The sequence below is a fragment of the Pseudomonas sp. GW822-FHT02D10 genome (assembly GCF_058802345.1).
Window position 1 is genome coordinate 84,946 of the sequence record NZ_JBXAOB010000015.1, and the last position, 12,699, is coordinate 97,644.

Genomic DNA, 12,699 nt, shown 5'->3' on the forward strand with positions numbered 1-12,699 from the left:
GCACCCATGAGGTTTTTTAGGATGGGTACCAATCTGCTGGAAGCCTTGAATTATATGGTGTCCCAGGGCAGGTTCGAACTGCCAACCTTCCCCTTAGGAGGGGGATGCTCTATCCAATTGAGCTACTGAGACACATGCCGGCCGCAAGGACATGCGGCGCGATGGACGGCGTGCATGTTAACGGGCAAGCCCGGTTTTGTCATGTCGTCTGTAGGGCTTATTAAGTGTAGGCAAGCGCCGGCTTCGATGAGCGTGAGCATTGCTCCAGACAGCCAAACCTTTGAGCGCTGGATACATTGCGCCATCCGGCCTCGATCACAGGCTCAAATGCGATCCGGCTTGGCGCTGATACCCTCTCGCATCAATAGAGTCAGCAAGTTGTCGACAGCCGTTGGAAGCTCGTCAGAATTGTCCAACTGAAAAATCCCTTCCGAGTATTCCTGAGCAGCATCCGTTGAAAACAGGACATTGCGCTCGAGTCGGGCGTCGATTTCCTCAGCGCTCTCGCGCCCTCGCCGTTCAAGACGCTTGCGCAGAGCCTCTGTATTGACCGTGAGCAATATGGGTAACAGTGTAGGATAACGCGCCATAGCTTCAGGCAAATGAGCTCTTGAGCCGTTGATCAGTACATGGCGGCCTTCACTCAACCACTGATCGATCTCTGCCGGAATGCCGTAATCAAGCCCATTGGCATGCCAGCACAGTGCAAAACTGCCCTCGCGCCTCATCTGAGCAAATTGCTCCGTAGATACACCCAAAGCGTCTTCGCCGACCGATTCAGCCGACCGGGTAATCACCCTGCGCGCCACAACGCAATTGAGGTGAAGCAGAGAATCGCGGGCGGCATCGATCAGGCTGTCCTTGCCGGAGCCGGACGGCCCCATCACGTAAATAAGTCTGCCGCGCGTCCCGATATCATCTCGCATTGCTTGCTCGCCCTAGTAAATCGGCCATTTGCCACTATTCTGTATCAGGTAAGGAACGAAGATCGTATCCGCATAGCATGCACGTTCAGGGGTGTTCAAGCACCCATCTGACGGCAAAGAGGACGCGGTCAGATGTACGGCCTGGTGACTGTTTTCAAACCAGTCCGCATTTCTGATAATTGGTGCTGGCATAACGCCTGCTTCCAGTTCAATATTTGTCACAGAATTGACGCCAATGATCTGGCAACTTTGAGGCATGATGCGGGCCTCTTATCAATTCAGGTTGAACATTTGGTAACGAAGCTTGTCCTACTGACATCCTGCGGCCAATTCCGAGAACCGCTCCCCTGAACTAACCGGTTAAATATATGCGCCCATTGAAACAGGCAATTTATTCCAGCCGTACGGCTGACAAGTTCGTCGTACGTCTGCCAGACGGGATGCGTGAACGCATTGCCGAGGTGGCTCGCAATCATCACCGCAGCATGAATTCCGAGATCATCGCGCGCCTGGAGCAGAGTCTTATTCAGGAAGGCGCGCTGGGCGAAGAATTGAGCATGCGCCTGGACAGCCCAGAGCTGTCACTGCACGAACGTGAACTGCTTCAACGTTTCCGTCAACTCTCCCACCGCCAGCAAAACGCACTGGTTTCGCTGATTGCCCATGACGCCGAAATGGCCGCAGACGCCTCCTGATTACATCCCGAAAGCTCAAGCCAGCCATGTGCTGGCTTTTTTTTTCTTAACTGACAGGCATTAACCTTCGGGTCGCTTTTTTTCATTTGGCAAAACGCTGGATCTAGTTGACCCAGCCGCCCACTCGCCAGTGCCAGCCATCGTTGCGCTGTTCCCAATGCGGGTGCACATAACGATAGCCCGGGCGTACCGGCTCCCAGTGCCCGCGAACGGCGACATAACGTCCGCCGGCCCAGCGCCAGTAACCGTGCGACCAGACATAACCCGGTCGGCCCGCGGGCTCCACTTCGATCACCTGGACCGGTGGCGGCTGCGGTGCGATGACTTCGACGTACTCGCGCGGCGGCGGGCGTCGCTCATAAACCACTCGCTCTTGTACGCAACCTGACGCCGCTACGACCACCGCTACCCATGCCGCGTAACGTAACAACATGCTGCCTCCCGAGGCTTAGCCGCCTATTGAGTGAACCCGTAAAACCATGCCCCCTTTACCGCCGCGCTCCTGCTTGGCGTAGGAATATTTGTACCAGCTGAAATCTGTCTAATGCCTGAACCCGTCAGCAGATTCAAAGCCTCTGTCGCAGAAGGCGTATTCAAATGCTGTGCAGTTAATCTGATCAGCGTAAGAACTTAGGATTCCTCAATGTAGGAAATTTCATCTAACAATTCCCCCCGAAGACCCTCGCACAGACCTCGGCTATAAACGTGGCGATCGCTTCAAGATGTAACGGAGCACCGTCTACTACAACAAGAGAGTGACTACTCATCAGCTTGGGTCGTACACCGGCGCAAGGCCTGCTCAACACCATCGACGATCAGTTCGCCAGCACCCTGGAAGCGAAGCTGCCGGGATCGGTAATCGTTGCTCAATGGCACACGGTTTAGACGGAAATGGAGACTTTGGAAACGTTCTGGATCGCTGTTTCCTTATCGCCAAATCATCGGAAGCCAGAAGAAAAACGACCGCTCGTCGAACGAAGCGCCCTCTGTTTTGACAGCTTCAGATCGGCATCTATAGTGCAGACGCGGCCTGTTGGAAGGAACCCGGGCCCGTCACTTTTATAGGCAAGGAGCCAGACCAGCTCGTACCCTGTGATCGGTGGGTTCCCCGTAGTAGCGCGCTTACAACAGCCGCAAGGCAATCAAGCGTTGTTGCGTCTGGTAGATGCCAGGCGCTCACTATGAACAAGGAGCTTTACTATGTCTCGAGTCACGGATGTGCTTGTTTCGATCGACACCGAAACCATTCTGAAAAACTACCCGAACATCAGCAAAAACCCTGCCGCACCAACAATGATTGATGTCAATCACGTGTACATGGTCACCAACCGGGACAACGTGATCAATGGCCAGGCCGGTGGCGAACTGAATTTGAAAGCCTCGGTCGGTGACTTGATTCGCTGGCGCGAAACCAGCCTGTCGCAGAGCTTCGAAACCGCGGTGATTTTCTACAAGTTCATCGGCAACGCTGGTAATGAGCTGATCTCGACACCGACACCGCGCAAGGCCACCGCCTGTGTTGCCGTGCCAAACACCAGCAACCCGTCAGTGCCTAGCTGCCAGAAAGTCGATAACCATTACTGGTCTTCGGAAACCCTTTCTACCGGCAGCGTGACCTATCACTTCAACTTCCTGATTGTGAACCGGGACTGCCAGATTGTAGGTTGCTGCTCGTGGGATCCGTTCATCACCATCCATAACTGATCTGGACGGCCCCTTGGCGACAAGGGGCTTTCTCCTCTGTCTCGCGCCCCGACTGGAACTGGATGTCTTGCGTAAGCCGCAGCGGTGCGCCGCGATCCACCCACATCATGAAAGGAAGCCGTGATGTCCACAGATACCAGCGCAAGCCCGTCACCCAGCACTGAGCAGGCAACCAATGTGTTGCTTATTGTCGACGCCGAAACCCTGCTCACTCGCTACCCAAAACCGAGCCTCGATCCCCAGAACCCGACCGTGATCGAAGACGGCTTCATTTTCGCCTTTGGCATAACCCAAGGGACAACGCCAGAGGCCAAGGGCTCCTGCCTTGAGCTCGCCGCAAACTCCGCAAAAGCCTTCCATTTGCGTGGCCGAACCGTCGGCCTGCACGCCGAACACAGCGTGGTGTTTTACGCCCTGTCCGTGGGCAATGCCGGGGTGTTCTCAAAACCGCAACTGGTGGTACATAACGGCCAGACCTTGCCCGCCCCCAACCCGGAAACCCCCACCGAACCGGTCGCAGTGAAAGCCGACGACCACTACTGGCACTGCCAGCAGCTGAGCGCAGGTGTCGAGCAGTGCGAGCTGAGTTTCATGCTGGTGAACAGCAGCTGTGAGGCACTGGGGTATTTCCGTTGGACGGTTGGGGTGAAGCTGTCGGGCTAAACAAAAAACCGGCTTCAATAGCCGGTTTTCAGTTTTTCCTGCTGCAACTAATCGTAATACCCAACTGTCTTTTTCAATCGATCCGAATACTCGTAAATATCATCGACCGAATTGATCGGATGGCGGGTTTCGTTCTTCTCTTCGTCGAAGATACCAATGTACTTCTGTGACCGATTGAAGTGCAGACGGCAGATCGGTTTGCGGTTGTTGTCATCGAGCAAGATACCGAAATAGCTTTGCGTGTCGCGCTGTACGATGCGTTTTGCATCGACTACCGAACGCACCACCGCGCGAACAATGTGATAACCCTCCAGTTCTTCGAGCGTGGTCAACACCTTGTCATCCGACTCATTACGCTCATTCGGTTCAGAGGTACTTGCACCTGTTGCCGGCAATGAAGTCAGGCTAGGCTGGATGGCTCCGCTCATGGCTGATTTGAGACGATCATTGATCTGGTCGTTGAGAAACTGCACGACGGCCTTTCTCGTCAATTCCTGAAGTTGCTCCCGGACTTTTTGTGTGATCACACCGTCGTAAACCCTGGAGGCAAAGACTTTTACGAAATCGTCATCAGGTTTGCTGACTTGGGCTGCAATCACTTTTTTGATCTGGCTGACATATTTCAACTCGCCCGCTGCGCTGATGATCGAGTCGACGTCGAATGCGGACTTGGTCAGCTTCGTCAGTTCCGGAACTGAATACTCGTCAATATCGAGCAGATCGAGTTCCAGAAAAGGCTTTTCGTCCATTTTGTTGGGGGCGTCCAGGTCCGTAAAGAACTTGTAGATCTGACCGTTGGTGAGGATCGAGATTCGGGCGCTGGTGACGTGGAAGTAACGGAACAGCTGGGATGCGTGATTGACGTGCAGTGGTTCGCCAATTTTTTTGCACTCGATCAGGATCTGAACTTCCCCTTCCTTCATGATCGCGTAATCGATTTTCTCTCCCTTCTTGGTTCCAACATCACAAACGAATTCAGGGGTCACCTCTGACGGGTCAAAAACGTCGTAGCCCAGCACCGTGCTGATAAAAGGCATGACAAAAGCATTTTTGGTCGCTTCTTCCGTCTGAATTGCAGCCCCTTGCAAGCGAACTTTTGCAGCGAGACTTGCAAGCTTTTCGATAAATTCCATGAGTGGCCTCTTACCTGTTTCCGATCCGTGTATGTGCATGCTGGCAAATCGACTGCCATTGATACTAGACACAAACCGGCACAAAGAAAGAAACCGAACGAGGATCGAGGTTAGAAGAAGAGAGTTCCTACGAATACGAAAGACAGGGATGGTCATATCGCCGTTTAGGAAGATGAATGACCGCGCTCTACCAAAGAATCGCAAAACGCGACGCGGGGGGTTGGAAACGTTGCGCAGCCAATACCGCAGCATCGGTGACCGCGAAACAATTTCGCAGGAGGGTTCACCTGCTGCTGACAAGCACCAGCAGGAATTGAATCGGTGTTGATCAGCGCCTGCATCAACCATCCACCCGACCCACTTGCCGGCTGGCCTGAAGGGCTTTGGCCATTTGCAGGTGGTTTTCGAGTTTGGGCAGGGTTTCTGCGGCGAAGGCCTTGATCTCCAGCACATCGGTGGTTTGGGCTTCTCGCTGCAGTTGCTCGATGGCCTCTTGGGTAGTCTGTACCTGACTGGCGACGAAGGCTGCGTCGAACGAATCGCCCTCCTTGACCTCAGGAATCAACGCCTTGGCCTTGCTGGCCACCTCATCTCTGGGGGCAACGGGCAGATCGAGTTTTTTGGCGATTTTCGCTAAATGCTGGTTGGCCGTGGTGCGGTCATTGATCACCACAATCGCGTAATCCTTGATCTCTTTGGACTCGGTTTTCTGGTGAGCCAGGCGGCTGGCTTCGATGTCGGCCATGCCTTTGGCCCAAGCTTCGTTGATGAATTCGGCTGGCGATTGAGCAAAAGCGCTGCTGGCGCCCAAGCCCAGCAACACGGCAAAACTGATGGTCGGTAATTGGCTGGCCATACGGTTCATGGTCGCGCCCTCCTCGAACAGGCAAATGATTGCAGCGGGCATCCCCGTTTAACGTCTGAAGTTGAAACGCCACAAAGGTTTAGAAAAGTTGAACCTGCCGCGACGAACGGTGCCCTGCATGGAAGCCAAGTCAAACTCGATCCAGACGTCCGCTCAGACGCTTGGCGGCGTACATGGCCTCATCCGCGTGCTTGAACAATTGCTTTTCTTCGCTGCCATGCTCGGGGTAAAGCGCGATGCCGATACTCGGCAGAATGTTCAGGCTGTGGCTGTCCAGACGCATCGGCTGGCCAAGCACCTGACGGATTTTGATCGCCACCCGCGCCGCGTCTTCGGCGGCCTGAACACTGTCGAGCAGGACGACAAATTCATCCCCCCCAATGCGCGCCACCGTGTCGGACTCACGCACGCAGCCTTGCAGTCGATTGGCCACCGCTTGCAGCAACATGTCGCCGATGCCATGGCCGTAGGTGTCATTGACCTGCTTGAAATGGTCCAGGTCGACGTACAGCAACGCCATGCGTCCGCACTCTTTTCTAGCTTTGCCGAGGGCGGCATTCATGCGTTCACGCAACAGTTCGCGATTCGGCAAACGGGTCAATTGGTCGTGCTGCGCCATGTATTGCAGTCGACTGTGCAATTGTTTGCGTTCAATGGCCGCCGCAACCTGGGCACAAACGTATTGCAGCAGCTCCTTGTCGCGCTCGGTATAGCGTTCGCCACCCGGTACGCTTTTGACGATCAGCGCACCGATGGTGCCTTTCTGTGAGTTCAGCGGCACGCCCAGCCAGCAGGGTGAATCCTGGCCATTGGCGACATCGCAAAATCCGGGCGTCGCGACAGGGTGGTCGGGCGTCACCAGTACCGGCTGCCCTGTGCGAATCACTTCGGCGCAGAGCCGGCCGGTAACGCTGAACACCGGATCGTGCTCGTGATCGTCGACGTGGTACGGGAAATTCAATTGCTCGCAGTGCTCGTCATAGAGCGCCACCGAGAAGTTAAGCGCCGGTAACCATTCGCCGATCAGTTGATGAATGCGCTTGAACAGCGCCAGCAGATCCTCAGCGGCATGGGCGGCTTCGGAGATCGCGTACAACGCGGCCTGCCGGGACTCGGCCTGTTTGCGCTCGGTGATGTCACGGGCCACAGCAATGCGTAATTGGTCGACTTCCGACCAACGCGCCGACCAGAGCACATGCACCACCTGACCATCCTTGCGCAGGTAGCGGTTTTCGAAGTTCGGGTTGGGCTGGCCGCGCATGATTTCCCGGGCGGCGTCCAGGGTCCGCTGGCGATCGGCCGGGTGGACCATCTCGATCATCGGCTGGCCGATCAGCTCGTCCGGGGTGTAACCGAACACTTGCTCGCAGGCGGCGCTGACAAAGACGAAACGTCCCTGGCTATCGACCGCACACACGACGTCGAGCAAAAGATCGATGTAGCTCGCCAGCGGCGCGGAGTTTCTGGTGGTCATCGTGGATAGATACCGTCCAAAAGTGCAGCCGTGAGTATCAATCCCTGGACCCGGCCACCGCTAAAAACGGATGTCCCGATGCAGCTGTCGCAGCCCTGCGTGCAGCCTCAAACCTTGTTCGCCAACAACCCCTGCACCGCGTGAAGCAAGGTGTCGACGGCGAAGCCGATGAACATTACCCCGCCAATCCGGGTAATTGCCAGCTCATGACGCTGATACAGCGTGCGTACCCGACGAGTGCCCACACTGCCGATCAGAATAGCGTACGCGGCGATACCGCCCTGTTACGACGTGAAAAACTTCATCCCGGCATAAGGTTTCCGGCGACACGCCTCCAGTCGCGACGCCAGATCCCCGACATGGGCTTCAAGCTTGTGCCCATCTGGATCCAGAAAATAGAACGACGCGCCTTCGCTGCGATTGTCTCGCCACTCTAGAACTGCAGCTGCTCGCAGTCGTTCAACGAACACCGGGAAGTCGCTGGCGCCGACGCTGAACGCGTAATGCGTGTAATCGACCGCCGCCTCAGGCTCGCGCAGCGGATCGAGAGACAGACACAGCCACAACCCCGGCAACGACAGATAGGCGCCACTGTCCCACGTGGCGTCGAGATGCAGTTGCAACAAGCCCTGATAGAACGCCACGCTGCGGTCGAGGTCGGTGACCGCCAGGGTCAGGTGGTTGAGGCCTGAGAGCATCGGCTTAGAGCCCTTTTAACTCTTTCGGAACAACATACTGTTGACCGTCATAACGCAGCGTCGTCAGTACCGTTTTCCCCACCGTATCCTTGTACTCACATTCGCCGTTTTTCACGCTGTTCAGCGAGCCGGTGGTCACCGATTTGACGATCAGGTCAGCGAAGCCATGGCTGCTGGTTTTGGCTATATCCAGGGTGCGTTTGGTGCGCGAGAACTCGCCGGCGCAGTTGGTATCCCACTCGCCGCTACCGGACTCGATCACCAGTTGTTCCAGCACCGGGCGCAACGAGTTGCCTTCGCGCACATACAGCGACAGCCAGGCCTCATCGAAAGGGTTGGCCCGCGACGAGCCGGTGAAGCCTGCACGCACGCCAAACGCTCGCAGGTCGGAGGTGAGTTTGTAGCGTGCTGTGTCGATACTCAGCCCATCGAACCGGACGGCATCGGAACTGAACACCGAGGCTTTGGAATAGCGGGCCAGCGGCTTGCCGTCGGCGTTGGAAACCACAGCCAGTTTCAAGTCGTACATCCCGGTGCCGTCCGGCGCATCGTTCAGGGTTGGGTCCGGTTCAATCTGCGACAGAGCGGTGATGGTCTGGCCGTCGTAGGCCGGCCAGTCCTTGCACACCGAATAGCCCGGCACCCCCTCGGGCAACGGCGGTGTTTCGCACTCTGCGTACGCCTGGGTCGCGCCCAGCGCACCACTCATTGCCACACATCCCAACCAGCTGTATTTCAAGGTCATTCCCTGTTCCTTGCGAACGTCATCAATCAAAAAAATCAGCCATGCACTATCGCCTGCCCGATCTTCCGATTCAACCTGTTCAACACAGCACTTCAAAACGCGCTGCGAAAGATCTCCTCGATCTGCCGCTGATCCGCCGCCCTTGGGTTGGTCAGGCCGCAGGCGTCTTTCAAGGCGTTGGCGGCGAGAATCGGGATGTCTTGCAGCTTGGCGCCGAGGTCGCGCAAACCGCCGGGGATCTGCACATCCCTGGCCAACGCACGGATCGCCACGATGGCCGCTTGGGCGCCCTCTTCCGGGCTGACGCCGCACGTGTCGGCACCCAGAGCGTGCGCCACCACCGCCAGGCGCTCAGCGCAGACCGCGGCGTTGAAGCTCTGCACGTGCGGCAGCAGTACCGCGTTGCAGACGCCATGGGGCAAGTCATAGAAACCGCCCAACTGGTGAGCCATGGCATGCACGAAACCCAACGAAGCATTGTTGAACGCCATACCGGCGAGGAACTGCGCATACGCCATGTTTTCCCGGGCGATCATGTCGCTGCCGTCGCGCACGGCCAGGCGCAGGTTGCGGCTGATCAGCTCGATGGCTTTCAACGCACACGCGTCGGTGATCGGGTTGGCCGCCGTGGAAACGTAAGCTTCGATGGCGTGGGTCAAGGCATCCATGCCGGTGGCGGCTGTCAGGCCTTTGGGCATGGCGACCATCAGCGCCGGGTCGTTGACCGACAGCAACGGTGTGACGTTGCGATCGACGATGGCCATTTTCACGTGACGCGATTCGTCGGTGATGATGCAGAAACGGGTCATCTCACTGGCGGTACCGGCGGTGGTGTTGATCGCGATCAGCGGCAATTGCGGTTTGGTCGATTGGTCGACACCTTCGTAATCGGCGATCTTGCCGCCGTTGGTGGCGCACAGGGCGATGCCCTTGGCGCAGTCGTGCGGCGAGCCGCCACCCAGGGAAATCACGCAATCACACTGGCTGCGCTGGAGCAGTTCCAGGCCGCTCTCGACGTTGGCGATGGTCGGGTTCGGTTTGGCACCGTCGAAAATCACCGAGTCGATGTCCTGCATCGCCAGCTTTTCTGCAACCAACGCTGCCACGCCAGCCTTGGCCAATCCTGCGTCCGTCACAATCAAGGCCTTGCGAAAGCCATAGTTGCGAATGGCGTTCATGGCTTCGTCGAGACAACCGGTGCCCATGATGTTCACGGCGGGAATGAAAAACGTGCTGCTCATGACCGATCCTCTTCGATAGGGCCGAACCGGCAACCCCCGGTTCAGCGGATGGCCAGAGGATCGACCCATCAGTCGCCGCGCATGTTGATCTGGCTCAACACCCGGTCGTGATAAAGTCTGCGCCCTGCACCCCACCTGCTTGAGATGACCGACGCGATGACCGATTTCCAGGAATTTGATGCCCGACTAGAAGACTGGAACGCGTTGCGCGCAACCACCTCGTTCAGTGGCCTGCTGGTGGGCAACGGCGCCAGCCGTGCGGTGTGGGATGACTTCGGTTACGACTCGCTGTTCGACAACGCCCGCACCGTCGAGGAAAAGCCCTTGAGCCAGTCCGAGTTGAGTGTGTTCGACGCGATGCAAACCCGCAGTTTCGAACAGGTGCTGAGCGCGCTGAAAACCACCAGCAGGGTCAACAAGGCCCTGGCCGTCAGCTCGGCTGCGCCGCGCAATCGCTACTATGCGATCAAGGAAGCGCTGATCAACACCGTGCACGCGCTGCACATCCCGTGGCGCCTGGTGCAGGCCACAAGCCTGGCGGCGATCAATCAGGAATTGAGCACGTATCCGACGGTGTTCACCACCAACTATGACCTGCTCAACTACTGGGCGATCCAGCACAAACCCGACACCATCAGCGACCTGTTTCACGGCACCGAACCGAGCTTCGACCTGAGCGCCAGCGCCGCCGATAAAACCCGCGTGCTTTACCTGCACGGCGGCCTGCATCTGGTGCGCAATCAGGATGGCACCGCACGCAAACTGACCTCCACCGAAGGCACGCTGCTGGGCAGTTTTGCGATCAACAACACGATCAAAACCCTCGACGATGTGCCACTGTTCGTCAGCGAAGGCTCCTCTGAAGACAAGCTCAAGACCATCCGCAGTTCGGATTACCTGTCGTTCTGCTACGACCAGTTGCTCAAGCAAAGCGACGCGCTGTGCATCTTCGGCCACAGCCTCGGCAAGCAGGACACTCACATCATTCATGCGCTGCGCCAGGCGCAACCCAAAACCGTGGCGATCTCGATTTACCCGCGCAGCGCGGCGTTCATCCAGAGCCAGAAGCGGCATTACGCGAAGGTGTTTGAAGGGACTGCGGTGGAACTGCGGTTTTTTGATTCGAAGACACATGCACTCGGCAGTCCGACGTTATCGGTGCCCGTCGAGGTTTAGTGTCGGCCGATCGGCCCCTTCGCGAGCAAGCTCGCTCCCACAGGGAGTTTTCAGGGTCTTCAAAACACCGGCAAGGTCTTGTCCTTGATCACCCTGGTCGGCCCGTTGGCCTTGACGCTGGCGATGCCTTTTTCCCGGGCGGCGTCGGAGGAATAGGCCTCGCTGCTGCCGATGATCTGCTGGTTGGCAGCCTTGAGGTTGAAGTAAGGATGGCCATCCTTGGTGGACTTTTTCTCGTAGCGCTCATCCAGTGGGCTATTGGTCTGAACCGAGGCGATGCCGCTATCAGCGGCGCTGCGTGTGGTGTACAGCTCGCTGGTGAGAATGGTTTCGGCGTTGGCCGCTTTCAGCACAAAGCGGAACTGGCCATTGATGCTTTTGCTCAACTCGTACCATCCGGACATGCTCGTTCTCCTTGGCGATTGAGAGGTTGCGCGCTTCAGAGTAAAGACCAGGCGACCCTACTTCACCACCGCGCGCACCACTGACAACTCGGGAGTCTGCACCCGGCGCTGACTCAGATACCGGGTGCAACTGACCCGCAAGAACGAAGCGAAATTCACCACTTCGCCGCGGTAGTCCATCACCTCTTCATAGAGCTTGGCGATCAACTGGTTGGTGGTCATGCCATCAACTTCGGCGATCTCGCTGAGGATGTCCCAGAACTGGTTTTCCAACCGCAGCGTGGTCACCACCCCGCAGATGCGCAGCGAGCGCGAGCGTGACTCGTACAGAATCGGGTCGGCTTTGACGTACAGCTCGCACATGCGCAGGCCTCCGCTTACAGAGTGATTTTGGTGCCCAGCAGACCGAGGAAACCGGCCAGCCAGCTCGGGTGCGCCGGCCAGGCTGGGGCCGTCGCCAGATTGCCCTGAACGTGACCTTGCGTCACCGGAATATCGATAAACGTGCCACCGGCCAAACGCACTTCGGGTGCACAGGCTGGATAAGCGCTGCATTCGCGACCTTCAAGAATCCCTGCCGCCGCCAGCAATTGCGCGCCATGGCAGACCGCCGCAATCGGTTTACCGGCCTTGTCGAAGGCTTGCACCAGTTGCAGGACTTTTTCGTTCAAGCGCAGGTATTCCGGCGCCCGACCACCCGGCACCAGCAACGCGTCGTAGTCCGCCGCATCGACCTTGGCGAAGTCGAAGTTCAGCGCGAACAGGTGACCGGGTTTCTCGCTGTAGGTCTGGTCACCTTCAAAGTCATGGATCGCCGTGCGCACGGTCTGCCCGGCGGTTTTGTCCGGGCACACCGCGTGCACCGTATGACCGACCATCAGCAGCGCCTGAAACGGCACCATCACTTCGTAGTCTTCGACGTAATCGCCGACCAGCATCAGAATTTTTTTCGCGGCCATGGGGATGACTCCTCTG

15 protein-coding genes, 1 tRNA gene and 1 pseudogene are annotated in these 12,699 nt (G+C 57.4%); 4 read left to right on the forward strand and 13 right to left on the reverse strand.

Annotated features, from left to right (window positions below; genetic code table 11):
• Window positions 1-55: 55 nt before the first annotated feature.
• Both AC1RPZ_RS21610 and phnN read right to left on the reverse strand, forming a co-directional pair.
• A tRNA-Arg gene (locus tag AC1RPZ_RS21610) sits at window positions 56-132 on the reverse strand.
• Between the two features lie 191 nt (window positions 133-323).
• Window positions 324-926: a phosphonate metabolism protein/1,5-bisphosphokinase (PRPP-forming) PhnN gene (gene phnN / locus AC1RPZ_RS21615; RefSeq protein ID WP_493139253.1), complete on the reverse strand. Its 603-nt coding sequence runs from the start codon at window positions 924-926 to the stop codon at window positions 324-326.
• A 368-nt stretch (window positions 927-1,294) separates the two neighbouring features.
• Between phnN and AC1RPZ_RS21620 the strand changes: the two genes are divergently transcribed.
• Window positions 1,295-1,621, forward strand: coding sequence for an Arc family DNA-binding protein (locus AC1RPZ_RS21620; RefSeq protein ID WP_003178899.1), 327 nt, complete (start codon window positions 1,295-1,297; stop codon window positions 1,619-1,621).
• 103 nt (window positions 1,622-1,724) lie between these two features.
• Here AC1RPZ_RS21620 and AC1RPZ_RS21625 read toward each other — a convergent pair whose 3' ends face one another.
• Window positions 1,725-2,054, reverse strand: a complete 330-nt coding sequence (locus AC1RPZ_RS21625; protein WP_493139255.1) for a YXWGXW repeat-containing protein — start codon at window positions 2,052-2,054, stop codon at window positions 1,725-1,727.
• A gap of 767 nt (window positions 2,055-2,821) precedes the next feature.
• Here AC1RPZ_RS21625 and AC1RPZ_RS21630 point away from each other — a divergent pair.
• Window positions 2,822-3,325 (forward strand): inclusion body family protein, encoded by a 504-nt coding sequence (locus AC1RPZ_RS21630; protein ID WP_493139256.1) that lies wholly within the window; start codon window positions 2,822-2,824, stop codon window positions 3,323-3,325.
• 123 nt (window positions 3,326-3,448) lie between these two features.
• A complete protein-coding gene (locus AC1RPZ_RS21635) occupies window positions 3,449-3,988 on the forward strand; it encodes an AidA/PixA family protein (protein WP_493139258.1) in 540 nt (179 codons plus the stop codon).
• A gap of 47 nt (window positions 3,989-4,035) precedes the next feature.
• On the opposite strand, the gene AC1RPZ_RS21640 is transcribed toward AC1RPZ_RS21635, so the two are convergent.
• From AC1RPZ_RS21640 to yiaY, 7 genes and pseudogenes are all read right to left on the reverse strand, one after another.
• On the reverse strand, window positions 4,036-5,121 hold the full coding sequence (locus AC1RPZ_RS21640) for a type I restriction endonuclease (RefSeq protein ID WP_493139260.1): 1,086 nt from the start codon (window positions 5,119-5,121) through the stop codon (window positions 4,036-4,038).
• Between the two features lie 340 nt (window positions 5,122-5,461).
• A complete protein-coding gene (locus tag AC1RPZ_RS21645) occupies window positions 5,462-5,986 on the reverse strand; it encodes a DUF4142 domain-containing protein (RefSeq protein WP_493139262.1) in 525 nt (174 codons plus the stop codon).
• 130 nt (window positions 5,987-6,116) lie between these two features.
• Window positions 6,117-7,460 (reverse strand): sensor domain-containing protein, encoded by a 1,344-nt coding sequence (locus tag AC1RPZ_RS21650; RefSeq protein WP_493139264.1) that lies wholly within the window; start codon window positions 7,458-7,460, stop codon window positions 6,117-6,119.
• Window positions 7,461-7,567: 107 nt separating this feature from the next.
• Window positions 7,568-7,741: pseudogene (locus tag AC1RPZ_RS21655) on the reverse strand (LysE family translocator); the annotation flags it as partial.
• A 3-nt stretch (window positions 7,742-7,744) separates the two neighbouring features.
• Entirely contained in the window at window positions 7,745-8,158 is a 414-nt protein-coding gene (gene fos, locus AC1RPZ_RS21660; protein WP_493139266.1) for a fosfomycin resistance glutathione transferase, read from the reverse strand.
• A 4-nt stretch (window positions 8,159-8,162) separates the two neighbouring features.
• Window positions 8,163-8,903, reverse strand: a complete 741-nt coding sequence (locus AC1RPZ_RS21665; RefSeq protein WP_493139268.1) for a PA3715 family protein — start codon at window positions 8,901-8,903, stop codon at window positions 8,163-8,165.
• A gap of 92 nt (window positions 8,904-8,995) precedes the next feature.
• Complete coding sequence (gene yiaY / locus AC1RPZ_RS21670; protein ID WP_493139270.1) at window positions 8,996-10,144, reverse strand: L-threonine dehydrogenase; 1,149 nt, start codon at window positions 10,142-10,144, stop codon at window positions 8,996-8,998.
• A gap of 156 nt (window positions 10,145-10,300) precedes the next feature.
• Between yiaY and AC1RPZ_RS21675 the strand changes: the two genes are divergently transcribed.
• Entirely contained in the window at window positions 10,301-11,320 is a 1,020-nt protein-coding gene (locus tag AC1RPZ_RS21675; RefSeq protein ID WP_493139272.1) for a DUF4917 family protein, read from the forward strand.
• A 59-nt stretch (window positions 11,321-11,379) separates the two neighbouring features.
• On the opposite strand, the gene AC1RPZ_RS21680 is transcribed toward AC1RPZ_RS21675, so the two are convergent.
• From AC1RPZ_RS21680 to AC1RPZ_RS21690, 3 genes are read right to left on the reverse strand one after another with little or no spacing between them, the layout of a single operon-like run.
• Window positions 11,380-11,724: a YegP family protein gene (locus AC1RPZ_RS21680; protein ID WP_493139273.1), complete on the reverse strand. Its 345-nt coding sequence runs from the start codon at window positions 11,722-11,724 to the stop codon at window positions 11,380-11,382.
• 57 nt (window positions 11,725-11,781) lie between these two features.
• The gene (locus AC1RPZ_RS21685) at window positions 11,782-12,087 is read right to left on the reverse strand and encodes a ribbon-helix-helix domain-containing protein (protein ID WP_223449613.1); all 306 of its coding nucleotides are present in this window, start codon (window positions 12,085-12,087) and stop codon (window positions 11,782-11,784) included.
• Window positions 12,088-12,101: 14 nt separating this feature from the next.
• Window positions 12,102-12,683: a DJ-1/PfpI family protein gene (locus tag AC1RPZ_RS21690; protein ID WP_054596072.1), complete on the reverse strand. Its 582-nt coding sequence runs from the start codon at window positions 12,681-12,683 to the stop codon at window positions 12,102-12,104.
• Between the last annotated feature and the right edge of the window lie 16 nt (window positions 12,684-12,699).

Excerpts from the sequence above, each read along its gene's own strand:
- AC1RPZ_RS21635 (WP_493139258.1), top strand. The coding sequence starts at position 3,449 with ATGTCCACAGATACCAGCGCAAGCCCGTCACCCAGCACTGAGCAGGCA.
- AC1RPZ_RS21690 (WP_054596072.1), bottom strand. The coding sequence starts at position 12,683 with ATGGCCGCGAAAAAAATTCTGATGCTGGTCGGCGATTACGTCGAAGAC.
- AC1RPZ_RS21645 (WP_493139262.1), bottom strand. The coding sequence starts at position 5,986 with ATGAACCGTATGGCCAGCCAATTACCGACCATCAGTTTTGCCGTGTTG.
- AC1RPZ_RS21620 (WP_003178899.1), top strand. The coding sequence starts at position 1,295 with ATGCGCCCATTGAAACAGGCAATTTATTCCAGCCGTACGGCTGACAAG.
- AC1RPZ_RS21640 (WP_493139260.1), bottom strand. The coding sequence starts at position 5,121 with ATGGAATTTATCGAAAAGCTTGCAAGTCTCGCTGCAAAAGTTCGCTTG.
- yiaY (WP_493139270.1), bottom strand. The coding sequence starts at position 10,144 with ATGAGCAGCACGTTTTTCATTCCCGCCGTGAACATCATGGGCACCGGT.
- AC1RPZ_RS21625 (WP_493139255.1), bottom strand. The coding sequence starts at position 2,054 with ATGTTGTTACGTTACGCGGCATGGGTAGCGGTGGTCGTAGCGGCGTCA.
- AC1RPZ_RS21675 (WP_493139272.1), top strand. The coding sequence starts at position 10,301 with ATGACCGATTTCCAGGAATTTGATGCCCGACTAGAAGACTGGAACGCG.
- AC1RPZ_RS21680 (WP_493139273.1), bottom strand. The coding sequence starts at position 11,724 with ATGTCCGGATGGTACGAGTTGAGCAAAAGCATCAATGGCCAGTTCCGC.
- AC1RPZ_RS21665 (WP_493139268.1), bottom strand. The coding sequence starts at position 8,903 with ATGACCTTGAAATACAGCTGGTTGGGATGTGTGGCAATGAGTGGTGCG.
- fos (WP_493139266.1), bottom strand. The coding sequence starts at position 8,158 with ATGCTCTCAGGCCTCAACCACCTGACCCTGGCGGTCACCGACCTCGAC.
- AC1RPZ_RS21685 (WP_223449613.1), bottom strand. The coding sequence starts at position 12,087 with ATGTGCGAGCTGTACGTCAAAGCCGACCCGATTCTGTACGAGTCACGC.
- AC1RPZ_RS21630 (WP_493139256.1), top strand. The coding sequence starts at position 2,822 with ATGTCTCGAGTCACGGATGTGCTTGTTTCGATCGACACCGAAACCATT.
- AC1RPZ_RS21650 (WP_493139264.1), bottom strand. The coding sequence starts at position 7,460 with ATGACCACCAGAAACTCCGCGCCGCTGGCGAGCTACATCGATCTTTTG.
- phnN (WP_493139253.1), bottom strand. The coding sequence starts at position 926 with ATGCGAGATGATATCGGGACGCGCGGCAGACTTATTTACGTGATGGGG.